The 26,225-nt window shown below is 60.7% G+C and carries 21 protein-coding genes; 8 read left to right on the forward strand and 13 right to left on the reverse strand.

What is annotated here, in order from left to right; all coding sequences use genetic code 11:
* Positions 1–2 precede the first annotated feature (2 nt).
* From K5R88_RS20930 to K5R88_RS20945, 4 genes are read left to right on the forward strand one after another with little or no spacing between them, the layout of a single operon-like run.
* A complete protein-coding gene (locus tag K5R88_RS20930; protein ID WP_226298289.1) occupies positions 3–878 on the forward strand; it encodes a metal ABC transporter substrate-binding protein in 876 nt (291 codons plus the stop codon).
* A complete protein-coding gene (locus tag K5R88_RS20935) occupies positions 875–1,435 on the forward strand; it encodes a gamma carbonic anhydrase family protein (protein WP_223450098.1) in 561 nt (186 codons plus the stop codon). The genes K5R88_RS20930 and K5R88_RS20935 overlap by 4 nt, the downstream gene beginning before the upstream one ends.
* 2 nt (positions 1,436–1,437) lie before the next feature.
* Positions 1,438–2,775 (forward strand): dihydroorotase, encoded by a 1,338-nt coding sequence (locus K5R88_RS20940; RefSeq protein WP_226298290.1) that lies wholly within the window; start codon positions 1,438–1,440, stop codon positions 2,773–2,775.
* Between the two features lie 22 nt (positions 2,776–2,797).
* Positions 2,798–3,703, forward strand: coding sequence for a His/Gly/Thr/Pro-type tRNA ligase C-terminal domain-containing protein (locus tag K5R88_RS20945; protein ID WP_226298291.1), 906 nt, complete (start codon positions 2,798–2,800; stop codon positions 3,701–3,703).
* Between the two features lie 79 nt (positions 3,704–3,782).
* On the opposite strand, the gene K5R88_RS20950 is transcribed toward K5R88_RS20945, so the two are convergent.
* A complete protein-coding gene (locus K5R88_RS20950; protein WP_008027488.1) occupies positions 3,783–4,304 on the reverse strand; it encodes a DUF3617 domain-containing protein in 522 nt (173 codons plus the stop codon).
* Positions 4,305–4,436: 132 nt separating this feature from the next.
* Between K5R88_RS20950 and cls the strand changes: the two genes are divergently transcribed.
* Positions 4,437–5,876 carry a cardiolipin synthase gene (cls, locus tag K5R88_RS20955; RefSeq protein ID WP_207284992.1) on the forward strand — a complete coding sequence of 480 codons (1,440 nt, stop codon included), beginning with the start codon at positions 4,437–4,439 and terminating at the stop codon, positions 5,874–5,876.
* Here cls and cfaB read toward each other — a convergent pair.
* The 5 genes from cfaB to hflK (K5R88_RS20980) form a co-directional block, all read right to left on the reverse strand.
* Positions 5,873–7,057: a C17 cyclopropane fatty acid synthase CfaB gene (gene cfaB / locus K5R88_RS20960; RefSeq protein ID WP_008041360.1), complete on the reverse strand. Its 1,185-nt coding sequence runs from the start codon at positions 7,055–7,057 to the stop codon at positions 5,873–5,875. The two genes, cls and cfaB, sit on opposite strands and share 4 nt — an antisense overlap.
* Positions 7,058–7,247: 190 nt before the next feature.
* Positions 7,248–9,158, reverse strand: coding sequence for a cation-translocating P-type ATPase (locus K5R88_RS20965; protein WP_223450101.1), 1,911 nt, complete (start codon positions 9,156–9,158; stop codon positions 7,248–7,250).
* Complete coding sequence (gene hflK, locus K5R88_RS20970; protein ID WP_008027495.1) at positions 9,155–10,213, reverse strand: protease modulator HflK; 1,059 nt, start codon at positions 10,211–10,213, stop codon at positions 9,155–9,157. The genes K5R88_RS20965 and hflK (K5R88_RS20970) overlap by 4 nt, the downstream gene beginning before the upstream one ends.
* Positions 10,210–11,250 (reverse strand): protease modulator HflC, encoded by a 1,041-nt coding sequence (gene hflC, locus K5R88_RS20975; RefSeq protein WP_226298292.1) that lies wholly within the window; start codon positions 11,248–11,250, stop codon positions 10,210–10,212. The genes hflK (K5R88_RS20970) and hflC overlap by 4 nt, the downstream gene beginning before the upstream one ends.
* Positions 11,247–13,205, reverse strand: coding sequence for a protease modulator HflK (hflK, locus tag K5R88_RS20980; protein ID WP_226298293.1), 1,959 nt, complete (start codon positions 13,203–13,205; stop codon positions 11,247–11,249). The genes hflC and hflK (K5R88_RS20980) overlap by 4 nt, the downstream gene beginning before the upstream one ends.
* Positions 13,206–13,422: 217 nt before the next feature.
* On the opposite strand from hflK (K5R88_RS20980), the gene lpdA reads away from it, so the two are divergent.
* Complete coding sequence (gene lpdA, locus K5R88_RS20985; RefSeq protein ID WP_226298294.1) at positions 13,423–14,823, forward strand: dihydrolipoyl dehydrogenase; 1,401 nt, start codon at positions 13,423–13,425, stop codon at positions 14,821–14,823.
* A gap of 137 nt (positions 14,824–14,960) precedes the next feature.
* Here the strand turns inward: lpdA and K5R88_RS20990 are convergent, their stop codons facing one another.
* On the reverse strand, positions 14,961–15,434 hold the full coding sequence (locus K5R88_RS20990) for an Lrp/AsnC family transcriptional regulator (RefSeq protein ID WP_008027506.1): 474 nt from the start codon (positions 15,432–15,434) through the stop codon (positions 14,961–14,963).
* A 144-nt stretch (positions 15,435–15,578) separates the two neighbouring features.
* On the opposite strand from K5R88_RS20990, the gene K5R88_RS20995 reads away from it, so the two are divergent.
* On the forward strand, positions 15,579–16,208 hold the full coding sequence (locus K5R88_RS20995; protein ID WP_226298295.1) for a LysE family translocator: 630 nt from the start codon (positions 15,579–15,581) through the stop codon (positions 16,206–16,208).
* Here the strand turns inward: K5R88_RS20995 and K5R88_RS21000 are convergent, their stop codons facing one another.
* The 5 genes from K5R88_RS21000 to K5R88_RS21020 all read right to left on the reverse strand — a co-directional run bounded on the left by K5R88_RS21000 (position 16,209) and on the right by K5R88_RS21020 (position 23,395).
* Positions 16,209–18,329, reverse strand: coding sequence for a hypothetical protein (locus K5R88_RS21000; protein ID WP_226298296.1), 2,121 nt, complete (start codon positions 18,327–18,329; stop codon positions 16,209–16,211).
* Positions 18,316–19,512, reverse strand: coding sequence for a DUF3142 domain-containing protein (locus tag K5R88_RS21005; protein ID WP_226298297.1), 1,197 nt, complete (start codon positions 19,510–19,512; stop codon positions 18,316–18,318). The genes K5R88_RS21000 and K5R88_RS21005 overlap by 14 nt, the downstream gene beginning before the upstream one ends.
* 129 nt (positions 19,513–19,641) lie before the next feature.
* Entirely contained in the window at positions 19,642–21,672 is a 2,031-nt protein-coding gene (locus K5R88_RS21010) for a 2Fe-2S iron-sulfur cluster-binding protein (protein ID WP_226298298.1), read from the reverse strand.
* A gap of 63 nt (positions 21,673–21,735) precedes the next feature.
* The gene (locus tag K5R88_RS21015) at positions 21,736–22,362 is read right to left on the reverse strand and encodes a glutathione S-transferase family protein (protein WP_226298299.1); all 627 of its coding nucleotides are present in this window, start codon (positions 22,360–22,362) and stop codon (positions 21,736–21,738) included.
* Positions 22,363–22,492: 130 nt separating this feature from the next.
* A complete protein-coding gene (locus tag K5R88_RS21020; protein WP_226298300.1) occupies positions 22,493–23,395 on the reverse strand; it encodes a LysR family transcriptional regulator in 903 nt (300 codons plus the stop codon).
* Between the two features lie 106 nt (positions 23,396–23,501).
* Here K5R88_RS21020 and ppk2 point away from each other — a divergent pair, with 106 nt between their 5' ends.
* Positions 23,502–24,323, forward strand: coding sequence for a polyphosphate kinase 2 (ppk2, locus tag K5R88_RS21025; RefSeq protein WP_008027519.1), 822 nt, complete (start codon positions 23,502–23,504; stop codon positions 24,321–24,323).
* A gap of 69 nt (positions 24,324–24,392) precedes the next feature.
* Here ppk2 and glmS read toward each other — a convergent pair whose 3' ends face one another.
* The gene (gene glmS / locus K5R88_RS21030; RefSeq protein ID WP_226298301.1) at positions 24,393–26,225 is read right to left on the reverse strand and encodes a glutamine--fructose-6-phosphate transaminase (isomerizing); all 1,833 of its coding nucleotides are present in this window, start codon (positions 26,223–26,225) and stop codon (positions 24,393–24,395) included.

Here is a 26,225-nt window from a genome sequence, read left to right on the forward strand (position 1 = left end):
CGATGCGCGCTTTACTCGTGCTGTTCAGTTTGATGCTGTCGATGTCGTTGTCTGCGGCGGAAAAACTGCAGGTGGTCACCAGCTTCAGCATCCTCGCCGACATGACCCATCAGGTCGGTGGCGAGCACATCCAGATCACCAACATGGTCAGCCCCGACGCCGATGCTCACACCTATGAGCCAACCCCGGATGATGCCAAGGCATTGCTCAAGGCCAGACTCATCATCAAAAACGGCTTGGGTTTCGAGCCGTGGCTGGACCGCCTGGTGACCAGCACCGAGACCAAAGCCCCGGTCATCAGCGCGAGCCACGGCGTCATCCCACGCTCGCTGGATGAAGATGGCGAGACCGTCCCCGACCCTCACGCCTGGCACAACCTGGCGAACACCGAGCTGTACATCAGCAACATCACCAAGGCGCTGATCGCCGCCGACCCGGCGAACAAAGCCGACTATGTACGCAACAGCCAGGCCTACCTGAAACAGATCTACGCGCTGCTCGCCGAAGCCAAAGCCAAGCTCGGTTCGCTGCCACCGGGCAACCGCAAGATCGTCACGTCCCACGACGCATTCGGTTATCTCGGTCAGGCCTATGGCATCGACTTCATGGCGCCGCAAGGTCTGTCCACCGAGCGCGAACCTTCCGCCGCCGAAGTCGCTGCGCTGATCACCCAGATTCGCCAGGCCAAGGTCAAAGCGGTGTTCATGGAGAACATCAAGGACGCCCGCCTGCTCAAGCAGATTGCCGATGAAAGCGGCGCGCACATCGGCGGCACGCTGTACTCCGATGCGCTCGCCGCCACCGGTCCGGCGAGCACCTTTACCGGGTTGTTCGAGTACAACCTCAACACCTTGTACGAGGCTTTGAGCAAGCCATGATCCGCAAGAATCCCTCAGGTGATTTGCCGCTGATTGCGGAGTCCGCCTACGTCGATAAGACCGCGATCATCTGCGGCAAAGTGGTGATCGGCGAGAACGTTTTCGTCGGTCCCTACGCGGTGATTCGCGCGGACGAAGTCGACGCCTCGGGCGAGATGGAGCCGATCACCATCGGCGCCAACTCGAACATCCAGGACGGCGTGGTGATCCACTCCAAGTCCGGTGCGGCGGTGACGATCGGCGAGTTCAGCTCGATCGCCCACCGCTCCATCGTTCATGGACCGTGCTCCGTGGGCGACCGGGTGTTCATCGGGTTCAACAGCGTGCTGTTCAACTGCGCCGTCGGTGATGGCTGCGTGGTGCGGCACAACTCGGTGGTCGACGGTCGCGACTTGCCTGCCGACTTCTACGTGCCCTCTACCACCCGCATCGGGCCCAAGACTGACTTGTCGCAATTCCCGCCGGTGAGCGTCAGCGCCTCGGAGTTTTCCGAAGACGTGGCGCGCACCAACGTCGATCTGGTGCGCGGCTACAAAGCCCTGCAAAACGAGTTCTGACCATGAACAACGTGCTGATTCGCAATGCCCGGCTGGTGAATGAAGGACGTGAGTTCGACGGTGATCTGTTGGTCGGCCATGGTCGCATCGTCAAGATCGCGAGCAGCATCGAAGGGGAAAATGCTGCCGTCGAAATCGATGCTGACGGCCAGTGGTTGATGCCTGGAATGATCGATGATCAGGTGCACTTCCGCGATCCCGGTTCGCCCGACAAGGGCAGTTTCTACACCGAATCGCGAGCAGCGGTGGCCGGCGGCATCACCAGTTTCATGGACATGCCCAACACGAATCCGGCGACCCTGACGCTGGCAGCATTGGCCGACAAGAAGCGCCGCGCAGCGATCAATTCGGTGGCCAACTACGGCTTTCACTTCGGCGTGAGCAACGACAATCTCGACACCGTCGCCGCGCTCAATCCTTGCGAAGTGGCCGGCGTAAAAGTGTTCATGGGCGCGTCCACGGGCAATATGCTGGTAGATGATCCCAAGGTTCTGGAGCGGCTATTCGCTGAAGTGCCGACCATTCTGTTGGCCCACTGCGAACACACGCCCAGCATCGACGCCAATGCGGTGAACCTGCGAGCGCTGTTCGGCGAGCATATTCCCGCCGCAGCCCATCCGCTGATCCGCAATGCTGAGGCCTGCTTCCGTTCGTCCTCGATGGCCGTGGATCTGGCCAAGCGACATGGCACCCGGCTTCATGTATTGCACCTGACCACCGCCCGCGAACTGGCGTTGTTCGAAGACAAGCCACTGACACAAAAACGCATTACCGCCGAAGTCTGTCTGCACCACCTGCTCTTCGACGATCGCGACTACGCAACGCTCGGCAACTTGATCAAATGCAACCCGGCGATCAAGACTCAGGCCGACCGAGACACCTTGCGCCGGGCCCTGATGAGTGATCGACTGGACGTCATCGGCAGCGATCACGCGCCTCACACCTGGGACGAAAAGCAACGTCCCTACTGCCAGGCACCGTCCGGCTTGCCATTGGTGCAACACGCCCTGCCCGCCCTGCTGGAGTTGGTGGCGGATGACGTTCTACCGATCACCACCCTTGTGGCCAAGACCAGTCACCGTGTCGCCGATCTGTTTGCGATTCCCGACCGAGGCTATTTGCGCGAAGGGTATTGGGCCGACCTGGTGTTGATCAAACCCGAACCTGGTGGCGTTGCCGTCTCCCAACAGCCGATCCTGTCTCAATGCGGCTGGACGCCCTTCGCGCAACGGCGCTTTCGCCACAGCGTGAGCACTACGTTGGTATCGGGGCAAATGGCGTGGCACGACAAATGTCTTAATGACAGCTGCCAGGGTTTACCGCTACGGTTTACACGCTAGTGCAGCACTCGAGAGCACCGACATGATCCACATCACTCTGAGCGATGGTTCATTGCGTGAATACGACCAACCGTTGTCGGTGTACGAGTTCGCCGCGAGCATTGGTCCCGGGCTTGCCAAAGCAGCCGTCGCCGGCCGGGTGGACGGCGTATTGGTGGACTGTCAGTTCTTGATCGAGGCCGATGCCCGCGTCAGCATCGTCACGCCTCAAGAACCCGATGGCCTGGAGATACTGCGCCGCTCCTGCGCATTGATGCTGGCGATGGCCGTGAAACAGCTCTATCCAAAAGCGCAATTGCAGACCGGATCGGCGCTGGGTGACGGGTTCTATTATGAGTTTGCCTTTGAACGACCGTTAAACCTGGACGACCTTGCGGGCATCGAAGCGCGCATGAAGACCCTGGCGGCGACCAATCATTCGATCCGCCGGCGCGAGCCGTCACCGCGCTCCAAGTACATGGAAAAACCTGCGACCTACCTGCTCGGGGACTTCGAATGTGTGTCGATGGGCCCGCATGCTCCGGCAACCAGAGTGTTGCAGGCATTCGCACTCGATCACATCAGCGGCCTTGCGCCACAGCGGATCTATGGCACGTGCTGGTCTTGCCAGGAGGAACTGGACGACTGGCGGGCACCGCCGCACGTGATGGTCGTGAGCATGGATGATCGCCAAACGGATTACGCACAGTGGGTGACCGAGGCCTTGCGCCGAAGCGGCGTACGCGCCCGTGCGGACCTGCGCAACGAGAAGGTCCGCCACAAGATTCGCGAACACAGCCAGCAAGTGCCGTATCTGGTGGTGATCGGGGAGAAAGAAAAAGAAGGCGGGTTTGTCAGCGTGCGCAGTCGCACCGGGGAGGATTTTGGCCGGATGGCCATTGAGGCGGTGTGTGATTGGCTGAGATCAACGGGGATTGCGGGTGTCTGAAATGACGCCTTCGCGGGCAAGCCTCGCTCCTACAGGTTTTATACCGTCCCCGTAGGAGCGAGGCTTGCCCGCGAAGCTTTTAAGCTCTTGGTTTAACAGTCCCGCAATCCTGCCCCAACCACACCGCGCGAGTATCAAGGCTACCCTTCTGCTGAATGCCGGTGGCGTTGAACGTGCCATTCACCTTGGTGGTGAACTCACGATCACTGAGGAATGTGGCGACACCCGCACCCTGCGCTTTCGGGCAGCTGAAGCGGAATTTCCACTGGTTACCGGTGCGCTCGGTGATTTCCTGCTTGCAGCCCGATTGCGGATCCGTCAGCGGAATGTTGTCGGTCTTCACTTGCTCCGGCGTCAGGCAAGCCCGGATCCCCTTGCCGCCCATGGTGATGCCCTGCTTCTCCAGCTGCGCGCGCTGTTCAGGCGTCATCTGGCTCTGTATCTGACCGAGGATCAGTTGCAGATCCGGCAGGTTCTGGTCATCGACTTTCATGTTGCTCGAGGTCAATTCCCACAAACCCGGCTGCAGCATCTGCGCCTGAGCGGCCACCGGAAGTGCTAAACCTAAAGCTACGGCCAAACCCAGCAGACGAACGTTCATTGAGTAACTCCTGATCGATAGTGGCCGTTAGACGTCAGCCACGAGCTTCGGTTCATGGGCCAATTAAATAGCGACATTCTGCACGGAACATGGTCTGTTAAGCACTGAATCTTCAGGAGCAAGGCTGCCCCCATGGATTACTTTGGACCGCATATTTTCGGTTACCTGATCGCCCTGCTGCACTCGTTAGGCATGATCGCCGCCATTCATGCCGTGTTGACCGTTCGGACCGCTCAGGGCTCGATCGCCTGGGCCTTGTCGCTGCTGTTCATTCCCTACTTCACGCTCATTCCCTATCTGGTCTTTGGCCGCAGCACCTTCGATGGCTACATCAAGGCACGGCGGCAGGCCAACGAGGAAATGCGCAAGGCCATCTCCGATTTGAACTGGCGCCCGTGGGTCGAAGAAGCACTGACCGCCCGTGCCTCCAACGCCTACGCATCATTGAGGGCGATGCCAAAACTGGGCCGCATGCCCTGCCTTGCGAACAACGAAGTCAGCCTGCTGATCAACGGCCACGCCACTTTCGAGGCGATTTTCGAGGCCATCAGCCAGGCAAAGGAAGCCGTGCTGATCCAGTTTTTCATCATTCACGACGACCGTCTGGGCCAACGCCTGCAAACCTTGTTGCTGAAAAAAGCCGCTGAAGGCGTCGCCGTTTATTTACTGTACGACCGCATCGGCAGCCACTCCCTGCCCCACAGTTATGTGCAGCCGTTGCGCGATGCCGGTGTCGAGGTCAAAGCCTTCGCGACACGTAGTGGCTGGCTCAATCGCTTTCAGGTCAACTTCCGCAACCATCGCAAGATCGTCGTGGTGGACGGCGTGTTGGGCTTCGTTGGCGGACATAACGTGGGCGACGAATACATGGGCGAGAAACCACCCCTCGCCCCTTGGCGCGATACCCACGTGCGGGTGCGCGGGCCGGTGGTGGCGTGCATGCAGGAGTCCTTCGCCGAAGACTGGTTTTGGGCAGCGCGCTCCTTGCCGCCGTTAATACTGCCGGACGCGTATCCGGACAACGGTGTGCTCTGCCAATTGCTTGCCAGTGGGCCGGCAGATTCCTACGAAACCTGTTCGCTATTCTTCGTCGAAGCCATTCACGCGGCGACCGAGCGGGTGTGGATTACCAGCCCCTACTTCATCCCCGATGAAGCGGTGTTTGCCGCCTTGAGGCTGGCGGTTCTGCGCGGCGTGGATGTGCGATTGCTGCTGCCTTCACGACCGGATCACCGCATCGTCTACGCCGCCTCCAGCCTGTATGCCTTCGAAGCCGTGCGCGCCGGTGTGCGGGTATTTCGCTACCAGCCCGGTTTCCTGCATCAGAAAGTGGTGTTGATCGACAGCGAAATCAGCGCCATCGGCAGCGCCAATATGGACAACCGCTCGTTCCGGCTGAATTTTGAAGTGATGTTGCTGACTGTCGACCGAGTGTTTGCCGGCGAGGTGGAACAGATGCTCAACGACGACTTCGACCAGGCGCATGAAGTCGCCAAAGAAGAAAGCCGGGAGACCCACCGCCTGCAACAGGTCGGCATGCGGATCGCCCGGCTTATTTCACCGATACTTTAAGGGTTGTAGATGTCGTCGCGGGTCCAGGGCAGTTCATGGCTGCCATCGGGGTGGGCTTTCACTGCGAGGATCTGGTGCAGGTTGATCCAGCCCCGGGCGAACGCATAAGCACATCCCGCCAGGTACAGCCGCCAGATTCGCAAGGCCTGCTCCGGCACTTGCCGGGCGGCCGCTTCCAGGTTGTCCTCCAGGCGCTCGCTCCAATGGTCCAGGGTGCGCGCGTAGTGCAGGCGCAAACTCTCGACATCGACGATCTCCAGCCCCGCTTCGCTGATCTCGGCAGAGATCATCGACAGGTGCGGCAGCTCGCCGTTGGGGAACACGTACTTCTCGATAAAATCACCCGCGCCGCGTCCCACTGGCCGGCCATCGGTGTGCTTGGCGGTGATGCCGTGGTTCATCACCAGGCCGCCCTCTTTCACCGCGCCGAACAGGGTTTTGCAGTACTCGGCCAGGTTCTCGTGCCCCACATGCTCGAACATGCCGACGCTGACCACTTTATCGAAGCGCCCGTCTTGAGGCAGATCGCGGTAGTCCAGCAGTTGCAGCTCGACCAGATCGTCGAGGCCTTCCTCCTTCACCCGCTCACGGGCCAGGGCCAGTTGCGCTTTGCTCAGTGTGATCCCGAATACCTTCGCGCCAAACTCCCGCGCCGCATAGCGCGCCAAACCGCCCCAGCCACAGCCGACATCCAGCAGATACTCGCCAGGTTGCAGGCGTAGTTTGCGACACAGGTGGCGGAACTTGGCTTGCTGGGCCTGCTCAAGCGTTTCGCTGCCGGTCTCGAAGTACGCGCAGGAATACGCCATGTCACTGTCGAGCCACAGCTGATAAAACGCGTTGGAAAGGTCGTAGTGATAGGAAATCGCCTTGGCGTCGGTTTCCTTGTCGTGGGCAGTGCGAACAGGCTGACTGTCGATGTCGCCCAGCAAGGCCTGACTCCATTCATCAACGACGCGGATCACCTCGCTGATGGAGCCTTCCAGCTCAAGTTTGCCCTCGACGAATGCCGCTCCGAGCGCATCGAGGCTGGGATGAGTCAACTGGGTAACCATTTGTGGGTCCTTGACCACAATCGTGACGCTGGGCGTCGGCCCCAGATTAAATTCATGGCCGTCCCAGAGTCGCAGGCGTAGCGGTAACTGCAGATTCTGTAAGGCCGGTGGAAGTTGCGCGAGCATGGAATATCCCCCTTGTTTCAGACGTCTGATGTGAGGGTAGACCATCCTTGAAAAATAGCAGGCTATCGATTTAATAGCCGTCTTCTATGATTTGCAGCGCTTGAAACAAACGCCGCAAAATCACAGAAGTGATTGCCCTCACACTAGATGACTGCGAATTTCGCGCACAGTTCTGAAATGTTCACATCCCTCAGACGTCTTCCTTCATCTTGAGCAACGGCTCCTGGAAACGCAGCAGCCGCCCGGCGTTGCCCAATACCAGCAACGTGCTCAGGTTATGCAGCAGCGCAGCAATCATCGCCCCTGCCGCACCGAGCCAGCCGAAGGCAGCGAAAGCGACAATTGCCAGTGTCCAGCCCAGACCGATGATCACGTTGACCTGCAAGGTTTGCCGGCATTGGCGACTCAAACGTACGCAAGTGCCGAGCCGACGCAGGTCGCTGCCGATCAGCACGATGTCGGCTGAAGCCAAGGCAATATCCGCACCGCCCGCCCCCATGGCGACGCCCACCACACCGGCCTTGAGTGCCAGCGAATCATTGATGCCATCGCCGACCACCATCGGCCGGAAGCCGCTGCCGATTTCTTTCAGCACACGGTTGAGTTTGTCCTCGGGCAAGGCCTGGGCTTCGACATCGCTGATCCCGACATCCAGGGCCAACGTATTCGCGACGCTTTGGCGATCGCCGGTGAGCAACAATTGCCGGCCCAACCCGAGTTCTCGCAATTCACTCAAGGCGAATCGCGCTTCAGGTTTGACGCTGTCCGCGAGCAACAGCCAGGCCAGGAATTCACCGTTGAGCGCCAAGCCGGCAATCGGGCCATCGTGTTCAGGAACCGCTGAAGTGGCGATTGCCAATTGCGCGAACAACTCCGGCCGCCCGAGTGCTGCTTCGCCCTGTTCGGTCATCGCTACCACGCCCAGGCCCTGACGTTCGTGAATGTCCGTGAGCAGCAGAAAATGTTCCTGGCTAACCAACCCGGCGAGCGCGCGACTGACCGGGTGACTGCTGGCGGAACCCAGGCTGGCAGCCAGTTTCAACACGTGATTGCGATCTTCCAGCGGACTGTCGATCGATTGCAGGCGCAAGGTGCCGAAGGTCAGCGTCCCGGTCTTGTCGACCACCAGCGACGTCAGATCCGCCAGCTCTTCGAGAAACGCCGAGCTGCGGATCAGAATCCCATGTCGTGCGGCAACCGCGACGCCGGCAATCGCCGTGGCCGGTGCCGACAACACCAACGCACATGGACAGGCTGCCACCAACACCGCGAGCATCGCTTGCGCATCGTTGGTGATGAACCAGGTCACTGCGGCCAGCAACAACACCAGCACCATATAGCTACCAGCGTAGCGCTCCAGCAAACGGGTGATTGGCGGCTTGGAACGCTCGGCGCTTTGCATCAGCGCGATGACTTTACCGAGTGTCGATTCGTTGCCGGTACGGGTCACTTCAATGCGCAGCAGGCCATCAAGGTTGATCGCCCCGCCAAACACCGTCATGCCGACGCCCGCCTCCACCGGCACCGACTCGCCCGTGATCGATGCCGTATCGAGACTCGCCTGACCGGAGAGCACACGACCATCGGCCGGCACTCGATCACCGGCGCGGACCTCAACGCGGTCGCCAGCCTTGAGTGTGCCGTTGTCGACTTCGACGATGGTGCCATCCGCCTGAACCTTGCGCGCATGGCTGCGCGTCAGTTTGCCGAGTGCGTGAATCGCCTCCTGGGAACCGATCACGCTGCGCTCTTCCAACACATGACCGAAGATCATGATGATCGGCAACAACGCAGCGGTCAGCAGATCGCCCGTTGCCCAGGCACCCAACATCGCCAACGCAATCAACTGATCGGTGATCCCGTGCAAGCTGGGATAACGCAGGCTGTACCAGGCCGAACGCATCACCGGCACGGCCACCAGCAACGAGGCAAAACCCAGCAGCAATTGACTGACGCCCGTCTGCTCCGGCGACCACCAGCGCCAGATCAAACCGAGCGCCAGCAAGCCGAGCGCGAGCATGGCCAGGGTCAGCTGGCGTGCAGCGCTGCGTTGTTCGGCCGAGGACAACATGCTCGGTGCGGCGGCGGTTTGGGCGGTCATTGTGCAGCTCCCTGAATGATCAGGCGGGAATCGTCTTTCGGATTGACCGTGGTCACCGAGCCGGCCTGACCGAGGATTTTCGGCAAGCGTTCGCGGTAAATGCGCAACAGCATTTGCGGGTCGGTGCCTTGTTGTTGCGCCTTGGCCAGGCTCAATACCGTGGCCGTGTCGGCGGAGGCTTTGGCCAGCCGTTCGCTGGCTTGAGCGTGGGCGACTTGCAGCGCACGGTCGGCTTGCTCGTTGGCGGCCTGGGTGAGTTTCTCGGCTTCAGTGCGGGCATTGGCCACGGCTTTATCGGCTTGCTGACTTGCCGTCAGAACGGCGTTGAAAGCATTGACCGCAGGTCCTGGCAGACTCGACTGCACATCCACGCGCGCCACTTCGATCCCCAGCCCCTGCCCCGTTGCGGTCAATTGCGCGAGTCGTTGATTGATGCCTTGTACCAAATCCCCGCGCAGGCGTTCGCGTCTTTCCGCCGCTTGATTATCCGCGCCGATCAACTCAGGGCGCGCCACCAGAATGGTGTCCAGATCTCGTGCGGCGGTGAGTGCCACGGCGCTGCGAGTCACCAGGCGATCCAGTGCCGGTAGCACGTGTTCACCTTGAACAACGAACGCATACGGTTCGGTGACTTTGTAAAACACCCGCACATCCAATTGCACCACACCCGCGTCACCCGTCAGCAGATAACCGGAACCTGCCAGCGCATCACTGAGCGGCGTGGCGAAAGTGGCTGCTCGGTCGGCCTGCAACGCGGCATCGCTGCGCAGTAGATTATCGACCCGACGCTCGATCACCCGATCTGCCGCCGGCAACAAAACCACCTGCTCGAACGGCCTCGGCCACGCCAACAGCAGACCGGCATTCTGAATGCGATCCAGCGCGCCAAAGTGCAACACCACCGCGCGATTTTGCGGATCGATTTGCCGCACGTTGGAGAATGCCCACGCCAACGCGGCCAAGACTGTCACCGCATACAGGGCGAGAAAAGCCAATCGCCCGGCCTGAATCCAGGGGCTGCTTAACTCATTTGTTCCACGTGGAACCAAACTCATGGCTGCGATCCGGACTTGTTATCGAGTGTCGGCGGACCGTCAACCAACACCCGGAACGGCGCGGCATCGGTGCGCAGAATCAGTTTGGTGCCAGGTGTGACGATGGTGCCCAAGGTGTCGAGGGAGCGCAGCAAGTTATACAGCTGCGGCGAACCCGCGTAAGCGCGGCCGTAAATCTGTGCGGCTTCGACCCGGGATTGAGCTTCGATGTCGGCAGCTTTTACCGTGGCATCGGCCTGGACGATTCGCGCATCACGCTCGGCAGCAGAGCGAATTTGCGCCGCTTCACGTTTGCCGATGGCCGTGCGTTCGGTGGCGATTGTTTCACGCTCGGCGCGCATGCGATCGACGGTGGCGGTCAGGGTCACCGACGGCAAGGTCAATCGTTCGATGCCGACTTGCAGCACACGAACGCCATAAGTGGCGAGTAACTGCTGATCGATTTGCTGACGCAACTGCGCTTCAAAATCAGCGATGTGCACCTGGCTGGCATCGGTGTTCACCAGATTGGCCAGGTCAAAACTGCTGGCCGTGGTTTCCAGCGCCGAGCCGACGAAGGTGCGAATCTGCCGCGCCGCTTCGTCCGGCTGATTCTGCACGGCGCGCATGAAGCGCTGCACATTGTCCGGATCGCCTTGTACCTGCCACGCCACGTAAGCCTGAACGATGATGCGCAAACCGTCGCGCGTGCCCACATCCTGCAAACCACTGGACGTGGTGCGCAAACGCAGATCTACCGGAAGCGCCGCTTCAAAAGGCGCGGGCCAACGCCAGCCCAGCCCCGGCTCCAGCAACACCCGCGACGGATTACCGAAGCGCGTGATCACCGTGGCTTCGCCGGAGCGCACCTGCACAAGGCTTGCAGCCGCGATGGCAAACGCCACCAGCAACGCCGCCCACCCCATGCGCCGCCACGGGAATGGACCCGCTTCCTGCGGATCGCCGTGGTGGTGATGGTGATGCCCGTGATGATGCCCGCCATGACCGTGATCGTGGCCGGCGTGGTCATCATGATCGTGAGTGTGCGACTGGCTCAATTGGCAGCTCCTGGCTGAGCAGTTTTACGCGCCGATGCAGGGTCAACCGGCAGCGTGAAAGTACGGAGGTCGATGGTCGGCGCGTTGCCGCTGCCGCCCAGACGATGATCGAGAACCAGCAACCTGGTGTTGGTCAGGCCTTGGGAGAGCTGGCTGAAATACTGTTCCAGCACGAAAGCCTGGCCCGCGCTGGCGTAGGCCTTTTGCTCGGCGCTGAATTTCAGATCGGCCGCTTGCGCAGCCGCATTGATTTCACGCGCGCTGGCCGTCGCTTGATCCCGTGCGATGCTGGCCTGCAATTGAGCCTGATTGGTGGCCTCTGCGGCTGCGCCGCGCTCACGCGAGATCAAGGCCTGCGCAGCAATTTGCGCCGCTTGCACACCGTGATAAGCGTTGGCCGCGCCGGCCGGTGGGTGAATCGCTTCAACCACAGTCGCGAGAATCTCCACGCCGCTGTCGAGTTTTTCCAGGTCCGCCTGCACCGCGCGTCCAATCTCTTCAGCGAGCCCTACCCTGTCCTCACCGAGCAGACCGTCGAGGGTACGAGACGCGAAGTCGTGCACCAGAATCCGGCTGGCGGTGCTGCGGATCAGTGTCGGCACGTTGGCGCTGTTGTACGTCGCGGCCAACGCCGCTTGATCCGTGAGGCCGATGCGATAGACGAAACGCACGTCCATGTTGACGATCTGGAAGCTCTGTTTGTCGGCGCGACTGCTGGCAATCACCTGAGACTTGTCGTTCACGTGGCTGGCGTCCCACAAGCGATTGGCCGTCGTCGGCGCCGGACCTTCAGCCGGTTCAGCCACAATCGGCGCCGCCGCTTCGCCAACACTGGTGGCCAACTCGTGAACCACGCCGTTCTCGACACTCAACACTCGACCCAGCGGCCACGGCAGACCTGCGTGCAAACCGGGGCCGAAGACCTCCACCGGTTTGCCGAAACGCTCATAGATGCCCCGCCCCTGCAGGGAAATTTCGTGAATGCCGGTGAGCGACCAACCGACCAGTGCCACCACCGCCAGTACCGGAACGAATGCCCGGCGCATGTAAGTGAAGGCCCAGATCTGTCGCAGATCGATGCCGAAGCGGTTATGTAATTCGTGTTGCAGCGCCAGCAACGGTTGGGGTGGCCAGCGCAGCATGTCGGCGACGAAGCTTCGCGCCAGCAACGCAGGTTCGAGTTGTTCACGCTGCGGACTGAACAGTGACAACACCGCGCGTAGCAGCAGTTCGACCGCAACCAGACCCGGCAGCAGGCCAATCAGTACAGCCAGACGTACCGGCCAAACCGACGCTTCGCTGCTCAACAACAGACACAGCGCGCTCAGCACAAGACAGATGATTGCCACGCGCGTCAGCTGCGCCAGCGAACCTGCTTCGGGCCACTGGGCCACGTTTTCCTGGGCAAGTTGCCGTTCCAGCACCAGCAAACCGAAGGCCAGCAGTAACGACAAGGCCGCCGCGACACTCGCGGAAAAACCGAGCGCAGCGGGAGGCAGGGCCAGGTTCCAGACTTGATTGATGCTGAACACTACCAGCAGCGCCCAAGCGCCAAGCCACAGCGTCGAAGCGCCGATCTGCGCCAGCAGCCGCAACCATCGCTGGCTGATCCGCTCCAGTAGCCGTTCATACCAGCCCTCCGGCGGCGATTCAGCGGCGACTTCCACAGGGAGCATCGCCGGGTTCATCGCCCTTTCACGCCACCGTGTCACCCACCACGCCGATTGCAGCCCGGCGACCAGCACCAGCAAACCGGCGCTCTGATTGACCAGCACCGCAGGCCAAAGCGACTGCGGCGCAAACAGCCCGACGAAAAATGCCAGCACCCAGCCTGCCCCTGCGAGCGCGCCGAGGCCGATTGCCAACTGCCGCAATCGCCGCCCTTGAAAGACTGCCTGCTGAAAGCGCGGCAGCCCGGCTACCGTTGCGCCCTCAATCTCGAGATCGACTTGCATACCACTCCAGTGATTTTCGTTGCTCACGTCGCAATTCGTTACGATATAACGAAAACCGTGAAATTTTCGTACTAAATCTCTTTATCTAAAGACGCTCAACCTGTCGCTTGGCTGAAGCCTTGACCGAAAGGCGTGGCTGCGCACATATTACGCTCGTAATTTTATTCAGGAACTACGTTTATCCAGCCCGATTCCCATCCAATTCAGGAGTACATCCATGAGCAACTATGACGTCGTGATACTGGGCGGAGGCCCCGGCGGCTATAACGCGGCGATTCGCGCCGGCCAGTTGGGCCTTAAAGCCGCCTGTGTCGAAGGCCGCGCCACCCTCGGCGGCACTTGCCTGAACGTCGGTTGCATGCCGTCCAAGGCATTGCTGCATGCTTCTGAATTGTATGACGCGGCCATGGGCGCTGAATTTGCCAACCTCGGTATCGAGGTCAAACCCACGCTGAACCTCGCGCAAATGATGAAGCAGAAGGATGACAGTGTTGCCGGACTGACCAAGGGCATCGAGTTTCTGTTCCGCAAAAACAAGGTCGACTGGATCAAGGGGTGGGGCCATATCGACGGGCCGGGCAAAGTCACGGTGACGGACAGCCAGGGCGGCAAGACTGAGCTGAGCGCCAAGGACATCATCATTGCCACCGGCTCCGAGCCCACTCCCCTGCCCGGCGTGGACATCGACAACACGCGCATCCTCGATTCCACAGGTGCGCTTTCTTTGTCCGAAGTGCCCAAGCATCTGGTGGTGATTGGCGCCGGGGTCATTGGCCTGGAATTGGGCTCGGTGTGGCGGCGTTTGGGCGCACAGGTGACCGTGGTCGAGTTTCTCGACCGGATCTGCCCTGGTGTGGACGGCGAAGCGGGCAAAACCCTGCAACGTTCGCTGAGCAAGCAAGGCATCAGCTTCAAGTTGAGTTCGAAAGTCACCCGCGCCACGACTTCGGCGAGCGGTGTTCAACTCAGCGTCGAACCGGCCGCTGGCGGTACTGCCGAACTACTCGAAGCCGATTACGTGCTGGTCGCCATCGGGCGCCGGCCTTACACCGAGGGGCTGGGGTTGGAGAACGTCGGCCTCGCCACGGATAAACGCGGCATGCTCGCCAACAAGGGTCATCGCACTGAAGCGGCAGGCGTGTGGGTCATCGGCGATGTCACGTCGGGACCAATGCTCGCGCACAAGGCCGAAGATGAAGCCATGGCCTGTATCGAGCAGATCGTCGGCAAGGCAGGCGAGGTCAATTACGACCTGATCCCCAACGTCATTTACACCAGGCCGGAGCTGGCCAGCGTCGGCAAGACCGAAGAGCAACTCAAGGCTGAGGGCCGCGCGTACAAGGTCGGTAAATTCCCCTTCACCGCCAACAGCCGGGCAAAGATCAACCACGAGACTGAAGGCTTCGCCAAAGTGCTGGCCGATGAGCGCACTGACGAGATTCTTGGCGTGCACCTGGTAGGCCCGAGCGTCAGTGAAATGATTGGCGAATATTGCGTGGCCATGGAGTTCAGCGCTTCGGCTGAAGACATTGCCCTGACCTGTCATCCACACCCGACCCGCTCCGAGGCGTTGCGCCAGGCGGCGATGAATGTGGAGGGGATGGCGACGCAGATGTAGGTTTCAGGGATTTGCTGCGACTGATCGATCGCCATCGCGAGCAGGCTCGCTCCCACACTGGTTTTGTGTACGCCACAGATCACATGTGGGAGCGGCGGTGCGACGATTCGACTTGCTCGCGAAGGGGGCAACCCGGTCTAGAGCGGCAGGTGTTCCAACGGCAAAGCCCCCGGCGTTTTCACCGTGTGAATCGCAAAGTTGCTGCGGATGTCACTCACCCCCGGCAACTTGAGCAAACGCCCGGTGAGAAAACGGTCGTACGCACGCAAATCCGGCACCACCACCTGCAACAGAAAATCCGATTCCCCTGACACCAGAAACGCCGAAATCACCTCGGGCAATGCCATCACCGCCACACGGAAGGCTTCGGCCTGTTCGTCGTTGTGGCGTTCGACCTTGACCCCGACAAACACCGTCAGCCCCAACCCGACTTCATCGCGGTCCAGGTTGGCCTGATAGCCGCGAATCACCCCGGCCTCCTCCAGCATCCGCACCCGACGCAAACAGGGGGACGCGGACAGACCAATCTCGTCAGCCAGTTGTACGTTGCTCAGACGACCGTCACGTTGCAGGGCCGCGAGAATTTTTCGGTCGTAAGCGTCCAGTTTCATGTTTGGCAGATCCTGATGGTTCATGCGTCAAAGAATGGCAGGTTATGCCAAGTCAAGACTGTTTAGAAGCAAACTACGCAACCACCTGCCCTGTGCTTCAGCCCTAGACTGGCGCTACCGAATCGACAACGAAAGGGGTGCAGCATGGCGGGGCTTTGGCTGTTTTTCATGGCACTGGCAGTGGTTTACCTGCTCCCAGGCCCGGACATGATTCTGCTGCTGCAAACCGGCGCTCGTCAGGGCAAAGGCGCGGCGCTGGCCACGGCGGTGGGATTGGGCATTGCCCGAGGATGTCACGTGGCGTTGGCGGCACTGGGGCTGGCGGCACTGTTCAAAGCCGCGCCCTGGACGTTCGATTTGGTGCGCCTGGCCGGGGCCGCGTACCTGTTGTGGATCGGCATTCAATGTCTGCGGACCACGATGCTCCCGAGCCTGAACGGTGCAGATTCAGCCTGTGGAAAACCTCGTTGGCGCGAAGCCATTCAGCGCGGATTGTTGACCAACCTGCTGAACCCCAAGGCGCTGCTGTTCTGCTCGGTGCTGCTGCCGCAGTTTATCGATCCGCATGCAGGGCCGGTGCTCGCACAATTCGCGACCCTGGGCGTGGTGCTGGTCAGTGTCGGTTTGTTGTTCGACAGCGCGTACGCCTTGGCCGGCGCCGCGCTTGGCCGCTGGCTGCAACGCAGTCCTTCGGCACAGCGCGTACAGCAGTGGTTGTTTGGCAGCCTGTTGATTGGTTTTGCCCTGCGACTGACCTTTGTTCAACAGGCGTGATTACTGACGCACCCTACGCTTGCGACGATTGATCAGTACCAGCGCAATGCCCGTAACTGCCACGACAGCGCCCATTTCCAGCCACTTTTTGTAAGGTCGCAACGTCGCGCGGATCGGACTCAATGCCTGGGTGACATAGCGTTTGTCTGCATTATGGAAATCCGGATAAGGGCACCGCTCGCCGAAGAATAATGCCCAATCCACGTAGGGACCTTCTTTGACATAGCGTTGATAGAAAGCGCTTTTCTCCTCCTGACCCGTGTTCCATCCCGCCGCCGCGCAAAGCACCGCCGCAAAGGCCTGACTGGTATGTGGCAAGTAATCAGCGGCGCGACTGGCCAAGGCATTCGCGACATAACGGTAATGGAAACGCTGATCGGGTTGAGCGGCACTGGCCTGTTGGCGCCTGACCTCCTCTTCAGCCACCAATGGACCGACCTTGAGTTCGTTGCTTTCAAGGCTGTAATTGCCCCCGAACGTCGCGTAATCCGGGGACATCTCGTAGCCCAAGAGCTCCATCCCGCTGAAACGGGCCAGCGTCGCGGCATTGTAGTAAGCGAAGGCACGTTTGCTCGGCCACCATTTCGATTCGGCGTCGTGGCGCAACTCCCCGTACGACTTGGCCTGATGGTGCAACGTCTCGCTGTCGAAGTACGCGGGCGCCTCGTCATAACGGCCCTCACGCAACAAGCGCCGCCCCAGCAGGTTGCGCAACTTCGCCGCCACCGACAACGGCACGTAGTTATCGCGATCCTGTTGAGTCAGTGCTGGCGGCGCCGGCACCTGGGTGTCGACGTAATGCTTGAGTTCATCGACGGTCAGCACACGCTCAGCGACGGTCGCGGCGTCGAACCAGTAAATGTCGTTGCTGCGATAAAGCTGATCGAATGCCTGCAAATAATCCCCACGTTGCAACGCCAGGATCGCGCTTTCCCCCTCGACGCGGCACTTGGGCTGAAGCGTTTCGAAATCCCAGTCCGGTGTCCGTCGCTCGCCCCAGGATTCGTTCTGCGGGAAGGCCTGGGCAGCCTTGGCGTACGCGGCGGCGGCAGCCGTTTTATCACCCTCGCGCATCGCCAGTTTCGCCCGTAGCCACCATGCCAGGCCACCGTCACCGGCGTGTTCAAGAAATGCCTTGGCGCTGGCGTAATCGCCCTGTTGATAATTCACGGCCGCCAGTCGATCAGCATTGTCGAGGCTGCCGCGCGTGCTGTTTTGCAGCAGTTTGATCAGTTTTTGTTCGTTTGGCGGTTGATCACCAAATGACCAACCCAACCGGCTGATCAGTGACGCCGTGACCAGCTGCTGCACCGGTTTGCCTTTAAGCAACGCGGCCAGTTGCTCGTCGGGCATCGCCGCCAGATCGGCCATCAACAGCTTCAATGAGGTGTAACCCACTGCGGAACCGTGGAGGTTTTGCGTGGCGTAGAGTTTTATAGCGTTGTCCCAATCGCCCGCCGTGCGAGCGACACGCGCCTCTTCGCCGAGGCTGGCGACGCCCAGCTCCAATGGGTCGCTGAAGCCGTCGATGCTCAACTGGCGCGCCTGCTCAAAGGCCTTGCGCGACTGCATCAGCAGATCGGGCGCGGCGTCCGCTTCGCTGCTCATGGCAAACAGCGCCCGGCCCAGCGAATAAGCGGCCCACGTGCTGCGTAACGCGCGTTGATCCGCCGGCAATGCGAGCACTTTCTGGAAGTAATCGGCGGCCAATCCATGGTCACCGGCGCTGAACGCCACGGCGCCTGCCAGATAGAGCCTGTGCTCGGTCGGCAAGCCTGCGCCCTGCGCCTCGACCTGGTGAGCATCGCTCAGCGTGCGCAGTTCTTTGACCAACGCCTGCTGCTGCGCCGTCAAACCAGCCTGTTCGGCGTCGTCGCGCTGCACGGCATAGTCAGGCGCGTCCATGCTGTAGACGACTTCGCTGACGTTCTTCAACCCCGTAATCGCTTGCCCGAGACGACTGATCTCGAACCGGAAGTTGCCTTCCGGCAGCTCCGCCAGCGACTGGCCCCGGTTGTCGAGCAGGCGCATGGGGAAATCCGGCCCGCAGGCCACTGCCGAACCCAGTGGAAAACCGAGGCTCAGGCAAAGCAAATGGCGGGGCCAGTTACGGGTGAACATTCGAACCTCCTTGATCAATGTTTGTGCAGCGTGCCCAACCGATGGCGCGCTGCCCACCGGCCGGGATCCGACCGTCGCGCAGGCGGGTGAAGGTAAGCAGATCCGGGCTTTGTTGCAACGCATAACCGGCCAGGGCATCGGCGCCCTCACAACCTCGTGCCGCGAGCGTCAGGCGTTCGGGCCAGGCGCTGTCGAGGTTGCCTTGATTGCTGATGCTGACGTCATAGAGGCCATCCTGCGCCGAGAGTTTCAGCGTCAGGCGACTATCGAGGGCATCGCCACGGGCCACGGCGCGCAAGGTCGTCAGGCTCCAGGCCCGGCGATCATTGACCAATGGCAGGCGAAACCAGATCAGCCCGGCCAGATGAGCCGGCGGATCGTCGCGCAACTGGGTGGCAAGTGTGCTCAGTTGCTGCGGATCGGCCAGCAATTCCCGGCGCTCGCCGACGCGCTCAATGGGCACTTCGCTTTCCACGTCGAGTGCGCCGCCGACCTGCGGCAACAACGCTACGCCATAGGCCGGCAGCGCCAGATAAAAAGGTTTCGACGTGATGCGGCTCCAGGCGCTGGCCCATTTTCTGGCCTGATCCGGATCAAACAATCCCATGCGCGGGTCGCTCACCGCATGCACCTGCAACACGCTGCTATCGACTGTGGATAACAATGCAGGCAGTTCGGAACTGTCGAGCCACGCCGGCAGCGCAGTAATGCTCAACGGCATGGAAGCCGGCAGCACCGCGCGCAAATCCGTGAGGAATTTCCGATAAGCCGGTAGCCGAGCGTTCCCGGCATCGTGGTCGATTTCCACGCCGGAGAGCACCAGCCCTTGCGCCTGCCAATCGCTGAGCACTTGCAGGATCTGCGCAGCGACCTCGTCCTGATCCAGCGACTTGAGCTGGCCATCGAGACGAATCACCGCAATCAGCGGCCGGCCATCCCGTTTGAGCAGCACCGGGTCGATTCGCGCCCGGTTCCAGCCCGCCTTGGGGAATGCTTGCAAGGCCAACACCCGCAAGGCCGAAAAATCCGCACGGCTGTCTTTGAGTGCGGCTTCGTGGGCCGGCGTCCATTGTCGTTGCCATACATAAAGTTGCTGATCGAGCGGCGGTGCGTCCTGTTGTTCGCAACCGCTAAGCAAAGCCAGCATCACCAGCAAGCCTGACAGGCGAGCGAGAAAAACCATAAAACTCCTAAGCCTGAATCTCATCTTGTAGGAGCGAGGCTTGCCCGCGAAGCATTTGGCGGAGTTTAGGACGCCTTCGCGGGCAAGTCGGGTCGCCGCATCGCTCGCTCCTACACGCCGCGTCAGATGCTACAGGTCGAGCACCAAAGGCTGCGAGCCCTGCGCCGGAATCGCACAACAAATCAGGACGTGTCCTTCTTCCGGCACTTCTGCTGGCGGCTGTGGATAATTCACCTGACCGCTGATCAGGCGAGTCTTACAGGTCCCGCAGGAACCGCCGCGGCAACTGAATTCCGGGCGCAACCCGCGGCTTTCCGCCAACTCCAGCAAACTGCCGCCGTCGGGTTGCCAGCGGGCTTCTTTGGCCGAACGCTCGAACACCACCGGCACCGACGTGGTTGCGGCCGGCGGTTGCTCGATGACCACCGCGTCGGGGTCCGGCCGGCGACGCAAGGTCGACGGGCCGAAGGTCTCGGCGTGAATCCTGCTGTCACGGATGTCCAGTTCCCGCAGGCTGTCGTACAGCCCTTGAGTAAAACTGCCCGGCCCGCAGAGTACAAAATCCAGCTGATCGTAGTCCTCCACTTCAAGGATGTTCTTGAGCAACGCGGCGTCTATCCGTCCGGTCAGGTCAAAGTCCTCACCCTCGTGAGCATCGGCCTCCGGCTGACTGAGCAGACGCAGCACCCGCACCGAATCACCGGCGTCATCCAGCAAACGATCCAGCTCGGAGCGAAACGGTTGATCCGCCAGCGTGCGCGAACTCTGAAAAAACCATGTAGGCCGAATGTGCCGCGTGCGCAGGCCTTGATACACCACCTCCCGCACCATCGACAGCAGCGGCGTAATGCCTACGCCGGCGGCCAACAACACCAGCGGCCGACGCTCATGGGTTGCCACGGTGAAGTGCCCCTGAGGCGCGCGGGCTTCCAGCAGGTCACCGACACGAACCTGCTCATGCAGATGCGAAGACACCCGCCCTTCTCGCTTCACGCTGATGCGGAAAAAGTCATCGGACGGCGCGCTCGACAGGCTGTAGGTGCGGATATGCACCTCACCGCCAATGTTGAACCGCAGCGGTAGATGCTGCCCCGCTTGAAACAGCGGCAACCCGGCGCCATCGGCGGGCTCCAGATAGATCGAGCGGATGTTGTGGCTTTCCGCTTCAATGCGCACCACCCGCAGCGGCCGCCAATGATCACCCAGCGCCCGGGCTTGCAGGCGTGCGTTGGCCTGCTCCCAGGTGCCCGTCAGCAAACTGGTGGGCGATACGCCGTCGAAGCGCCAGCGCAGAGCCAGTGCTGCGGGCCGACGCACCACCTGCTCCACCTCGAATGTCCACAGACGCTCGGCGCCTTGAAAGGCTTCGACTTGGGGGCCTTCAAGGATGATTTCGGTACGACCGCTGAGGTGCAGCAGGTCGCCGGAGTTGAAATCGATAAACAGCAAGCCCGCCCGTGGATTGATCAACAGGTTGCCCAGGGTATTGAAGAACAGATTGCCGGCGAAGTCCGGGATGGTCAGACGATTACCTTCTACGTGTACGAAACCGGCCTGACCGCCACGGTGGGAAACGTCCACTGAGCGCCGACCGTCGACATCCACATAACTGGCGACGAAGAAGGTATCGGCGTCGGCAATCATGGCTTTGGCAGCGTCATCCAGAGCGCCCAGGTGCTGCGCGATGCGCGTCGAGGGATCCGCCAGCGGCACCGAACGAAACTGCCGCAATTGAATGTATTGCGGGCAGTTGCCGAAGGACTGTTCGACCGTTACGCCGAAGCCATTCGCCGTCACGGCGCCGACGCGACCATTGAGGCGGTTGCGCCGCCGCGTGTGCAGTTCGATCCCCAACAAGCCGATCGCCGCGCCATCAGTCAATTGCGCCGGGTCATCCGCCCCCGGCAAGCTGTTGAATTGCAGCGCACCCGGCTGGGGCGAATGAGCGAAGCCCGGTTGCCCCTCAAGAATGCTCGCCCAAGGATTGCCGTCGATGTCCACTGCGCCGTACAGCATGAACGGCAGTTGCTCATAGAATTTGCGGTGTTGGTCCGGCATCTCAGTGCGAACCACCCTACGACCCAACTCCTCCATTCGCTGGGCAACACCGACGTGTGCCTGCAACTGTTTTTCGCCCGCGTGCCAAGGTGACTGGTCCATTACGGCTTCTCCCGTGCGCGCCAGGCGCAGTGTGAACGGCCCGACAATGCCGGGCCGCAGGTATCAGGCAGTTTTTTGCAGGCCGGCGACGGTGCGCGGCATGCCGACAAACCCTGGCAAGGCTTCGATGCGCGCCAGCCAGGCTCGTACGTTGGCGTAGTCCTCGAGCGACACGTTGCCTTCCGGTGCGTGGGCGATGTAACTGTAGGCGGCCACGTCGGCAATGGTCGGTTCGCTGCCGGTCAGGTAAACCGTATCCGCCAGTTCCTGATCGATCAGTTTGAGCCAGACGTGGGCGTAAGAGATCGTCTCTTCAGCCCTGTAAGGCGCGCCAAACACCGTGATCAGCCGCGCCCGGCCCGGGCCAAAGGCAATCGGTCCAGCCGCCACTGACAACCAGCGTTGAACCTTGGCGGCGCCGAGCGGGTCGTCTGGCAGCCAGCGACCGTTACCGTATTTTTTCGCCAGGTAAACCAGAATTGCGTTGGAATCGGCCAGCACCACGCCTTGATCGTCGATGGCCGGGACCTGTCCGAACGGGTTGATCGCCAGGTAATCGGGCTGTTTGTGCGCGCCCTTGGCCATATCGACCAGGATCAGCTCGGTCGGCAGTTGCAGCAGGGATAACATCAGCTCCACACGGTGAGCATGGCCGGAACGTGGGAAGTTGTAGAGTTTGATCGCTTGCATGGTCGACTCCGCTGGGTGGTGGCGCCGTTCTGAAACGATCAGCGCCGATGGGAGCCATCTTCCACCCCCAACCAAAACAACAGAATAACCAGCAAACGCAATCAATTATTTCAGCCAGTGCAATAACCCATCAGCCCTGCAAGGCCGGGTGTTCCCGCAGCGCTTTCACCGTGAAGTCGACAAAACTGCGAATCCGGGCCGGCGCATTGCGGCCGCCCTGATACACCACATGGATGGGCAATGGCGGCAGTTCGAAGTCAGCCAATACGATTTCCAGTTCGCCGGAAGCGACTTTACTGGCGACTTGATAAGACAGGACACGGGTGAATCCCAGCCCGAGACACGCTGCCGTAATGGCTGCCTGATTCGCCGTCACCACCAATCGCGATTCAACCCGTACGCTGAGTGGCTCGCCCGCATCCTGAAAAGGCCAGCTTTTAAGCTGACCGATAGCAGACGTTGAAATAACCGGTGCACACGCCAGATCCTGAGGATGCACCGGCCTGCCCTGCGTCTCCAGAAATGGCGGAGCAGCGCAAATCACCCGCCGTACTTCGCCGACGCGGATCGCGTGCTGGTTGCTGTCGGGCAACTCACCGATGCGCACAGCCACATCAATCCCCTCCTCGACCATGCTCACTACCCGATTGACCAGCAAGCCGTTGATGCAGACTTCAGGAAACTGCTTCAGATAACTCACCATTACCGGCGTAACGAACAACTCGCCAAATAACACCGGCGCGGTGATCGTCAGTTGCCCACGGGGTTCGGCATGACTGCCCGCAGCTGAATCCTCCGCTTCCTGCACCTCGGCAAGAATCCTCCTACAGTCTTCGAGATACCGCTGACCCGCCTCACTCAAATGCACGCTGCGTGTGGTGCGCGTCAGCAAGCGTGTGCCAATGCGTTTTTCCAGCGCGGCCACGGCACGGGTAACACTGGCCGCCGACAGGCCCAAACGCCGCGCCGCAGCCGAGAAACCTTGGTCCTGGGCGACGGCGGCGAAGACCTGCATTTCCTGGAATCGGTCCACTGGGTATGTCCTCTACTCAGATATTCGCTACCGTCAGGCTGCGAATCCAATACGGCGTTCAAAACAATCTAGTCTGACATAACCGGGAATTTGCGAGGTCTTGATTATGGCAAAGGATAAGAAGCGCCCGCTTAAGCAGAACGCTGCCGACAGCTCGAAGATGTCTAACAAGGACTACCTGGAAGAACTGCGCCGACTGCACGTCGAAACCGTCAAGTTGCAGGAGTGGGTACGGCAAAAAGGGATCAAGGTGTGCATTGTTTTCGAGGGCCGCGACGGTGCCGGCAAGGGAGGGACAATCAAGGCCCTGACTGAACGGGTGAGCCCGCGCATCTTTCGGGTGGTGGCGTTGAGCGCGCCGACCGAACGTGAGAAAACCCAGATGTATGTCCAGCGGTACCTGCCGCATCTGCCGGCAGCTGGCGAAGTGGTGATCTTCGATCGCAGTTGGTACAACCGTGCGGGCGTTGAGCGCGTGATGGGGTTCTGCACCCAAGAGCAGGTCGACCGTTTCCTGAAGTCGATTCCGTTGGTGGAACGTGCAATCGTCGATTCGGGCGTCATCCTGATCAAATATTGGCTGGAGGTCAGCCAAGAGGAACAGACACGACGTCTTCAGGCACGCATCAAGGATGGACGCAAAATCTGGAAGCTCACCGGCATGGATCTCAAGTCATACAGCCGCTGGTACGACTATTCACGCGCCCGTGACGACATGTTCAAGATGACCGACACCGAACATGCCCCTTGGTTCGTGGCCAACTCCAATGACAAGCGACGGGCTCGCCTGAACATCATCACCGACCTGCTCAGCCGCATTCCCTATAAGGATGTTCCGAGGGAGCCCGTGAAGTTGCCCAAACGCCAGAAGCCAGGCAGCTATCGAGAGCCGGATTATCCACTGCGATTGATAGAGGAAAAATTCTGAGCTGAATGTAAAAGGGGCAAGGTCCTGTGAACAACAGGAACCTTGCCCCTCGATTCAGCTGTGGATAACTTATTCCACGGTGACTGACTTCGCCAGGTTGCGCGGCTGGTCAACGTCTGTGCCTTTCAACACCGCGACGTAGTACGACAGCAACTGCAGCGGGATGGTGTAGAGGATCGGCGACAGGATGTCGTGGATGTGCGGCATGTGCACAACGTGGGTGCCTTCGCCGTTGGTCATGCCGGCCTGTTCGTCTGCGAAGACGATCAGTTGGCCGCCACGGGCGCGCACTTCCTGGAGGTTGGACTTCAACTTCTCCAGCAGTTCGTTGTTGGGCGCCACGGTCACGACCGGCATGTCGTTATCCACAAGCGCCAACGGGCCGTGTTTCAGTTCACCGGCCGGGTACGCTTCGGCGTGGATGTAGGAGATTTCCTTGAGTTTCAAGGCACCTTCCATCGCTACCGGGAATTGCGCGCCACGACCGAGGAACAGGGTGTGATGCTTCTCGGCGAACAACTCGGCGATTTTCTCCACAGTGCTGTCCATGGCCAGGGCTTCGCCCAGACGGGTCGGCAGGCGACGCAGTTCTTCGACCAGAGTGGCTTCGACGCCTTCAGCCAGGGTGCCGCGCACTTGACCCAGGGACAGCGTCAGCAACAGCAGGCCAACCAACTGAGTGGTGAAGGCTTTGGTCGAGGCCACGCCGATTTCGCGGCCGGCCTGGGTCAGCAAAGTAAGGTCGGACTCACGCACCAGCGAGCTGATGCCGACGTTGCAGATCGCCAGGCTGGCGAGGAAGCCCAGCTCCTTGGCGTTGCGCAGCGCGGCCAGGGTGTCGGCGGTTTCGCCGGACTGGGAAATGGTCACGAACAGGGTGTCGGGCTGCACCACGACTTTGCGATAGCGGAATTCACTGGCGACTTCGACCTGGCACGGGATGCCGGCCAGCTCTTCCAGCCAGTAACGGGCGACCATGCCGGCGTGGTAGCTGGTGCCGCAGGCGACGATCTGCACGTTGCGCACTTTGGCGAACAGCTCGGCAGCCTGTGGGCCGAAAGCTTGCACCAACACACCGTCCGGGCTCAGACGACCTTCGAGGGTACGCTGCACCACAGCCGGTTGTTCGTGGATTTCCTTGAGCATGAAGTGGCGGAATTCGCCCTTGTCAGCCACGTCGGCACCGTCACGATACTGCACGGTTTGGCGCTCGACGACCTTGCCGCTAACGTCCCAGATCTGCACGCTATCGCGACGAATTTCGGCGATATCGCCTTCTTCCAGGTACATGAAGCGGTCAGTGACCTGGCGCAGGGCCAACTGGTCGGAAGCGAGGAAGTTTTCACCCAGGCCAAGGCCGATAACCAACGGGCTGCCACTGCGAGCGGCGAGCAGACGATCCGGTTGCCGAGCGCTGATCACGGCCAGGCCGTAAGCACCGTGCAACTCTTTAACGGTGGCCTTGAGGGCCACGGTCAGGTCGTTCAGATCTTTGAGTTTGTGGTTCAGCAGGTGGGCGATGACTTCAGTGTCGGTGTCCGATGTGAACACGTAACCCAATGCCTTGAGTTGTTCGCGCAGGGCTTCGTAGTTCTCGATGATGCCGTTGTGCACCACCGCCAGATCACCGGAAAAATGCGGGTGAGCGTTGCGCTCGCACGGCGCACCGTGAGTGGCCCAGCGAGTGTGGGCGATGCCCAGGCGACCGGCCAGCGGCTCGGCTTCGAGCGCCAGTTCCAGCTCGCTGACTTTACCCGGACGACGCATGCGCTCGAGCTGTTGATCATTGGTATAGACCGCCACACCGGCGCTGTCATAGCCACGGTATTCCAGGCGCTTGAGGCCTTCGAGGAGGATGGCAGTGATGTTACGTTCTGCGACTGCACCGACAATTCCACACAT

The organism is Pseudomonas sp. MM213 (assembly GCF_020423045.1).
GTDB classification, from domain to species: Bacteria; Pseudomonadota; Gammaproteobacteria; order Pseudomonadales; family Pseudomonadaceae; genus Aquipseudomonas; species Aquipseudomonas migulae.

Coding starts and splice junctions, on each gene's coding strand:
- K5R88_RS21010 (WP_226298298.1), bottom strand. CDS start 21,672: ATGGACCAGTCACCTTGGCACGCGGGCGAAAAACAGTTGCAGGCACAC.
- cls (WP_207284992.1), top strand. CDS start 4,437: ATGGATTACTTTGGACCGCATATTTTCGGTTACCTGATCGCCCTGCTG.
- lpdA (WP_226298294.1), top strand. CDS start 13,423: ATGAGCAACTATGACGTCGTGATACTGGGCGGAGGCCCCGGCGGCTAT.
- K5R88_RS20990 (WP_008027506.1), bottom strand. CDS start 15,434: ATGAAACTGGACGCTTACGACCGAAAAATTCTCGCGGCCCTGCAACGT.
- K5R88_RS20950 (WP_008027488.1), bottom strand. CDS start 4,304: ATGAACGTTCGTCTGCTGGGTTTGGCCGTAGCTTTAGGTTTAGCACTT.
- hflK (WP_008027495.1), bottom strand. CDS start 10,213: ATGAGTTTGGTTCCACGTGGAACAAATGAGTTAAGCAGCCCCTGGATT.
- K5R88_RS20940 (WP_226298290.1), top strand. CDS start 1,438: ATGAACAACGTGCTGATTCGCAATGCCCGGCTGGTGAATGAAGGACGT.
- cfaB (WP_008041360.1), bottom strand. CDS start 7,057: ATGCTCGCGCAACTTCCACCGGCCTTACAGAATCTGCAGTTACCGCTA.
- K5R88_RS21005 (WP_226298297.1), bottom strand. CDS start 19,512: ATGGTTTTTCTCGCTCGCCTGTCAGGCTTGCTGGTGATGCTGGCTTTG.
- K5R88_RS20930 (WP_226298289.1), top strand. CDS start 3: ATGCGCGCTTTACTCGTGCTGTTCAGTTTGATGCTGTCGATGTCGTTG.
- K5R88_RS20935 (WP_223450098.1), top strand. CDS start 875: ATGATCCGCAAGAATCCCTCAGGTGATTTGCCGCTGATTGCGGAGTCC.
- K5R88_RS21000 (WP_226298296.1), bottom strand. CDS start 18,329: ATGTTCACCCGTAACTGGCCCCGCCATTTGCTTTGCCTGAGCCTCGGT.
- hflK (WP_226298293.1), bottom strand. CDS start 13,205: ATGCAAGTCGATCTCGAGATTGAGGGCGCAACGGTAGCCGGGCTGCCG.
- K5R88_RS21015 (WP_226298299.1), bottom strand. CDS start 22,362: ATGCAAGCGATCAAACTCTACAACTTCCCACGTTCCGGCCATGCTCAC.
- K5R88_RS20995 (WP_226298295.1), top strand. CDS start 15,579: ATGGCGGGGCTTTGGCTGTTTTTCATGGCACTGGCAGTGGTTTACCTG.
- K5R88_RS20945 (WP_226298291.1), top strand. CDS start 2,798: ATGATCCACATCACTCTGAGCGATGGTTCATTGCGTGAATACGACCAA.
- ppk2 (WP_008027519.1), top strand. CDS start 23,502: ATGGCAAAGGATAAGAAGCGCCCGCTTAAGCAGAACGCTGCCGACAGC.
- glmS (WP_226298301.1), bottom strand. CDS start 26,225: ATGTGTGGAATTGTCGGTGCAGTCGCAGAACGTAACATCACTGCCATC.
- K5R88_RS20965 (WP_223450101.1), bottom strand. CDS start 9,158: ATGACCGCCCAAACCGCCGCCGCACCGAGCATGTTGTCCTCGGCCGAA.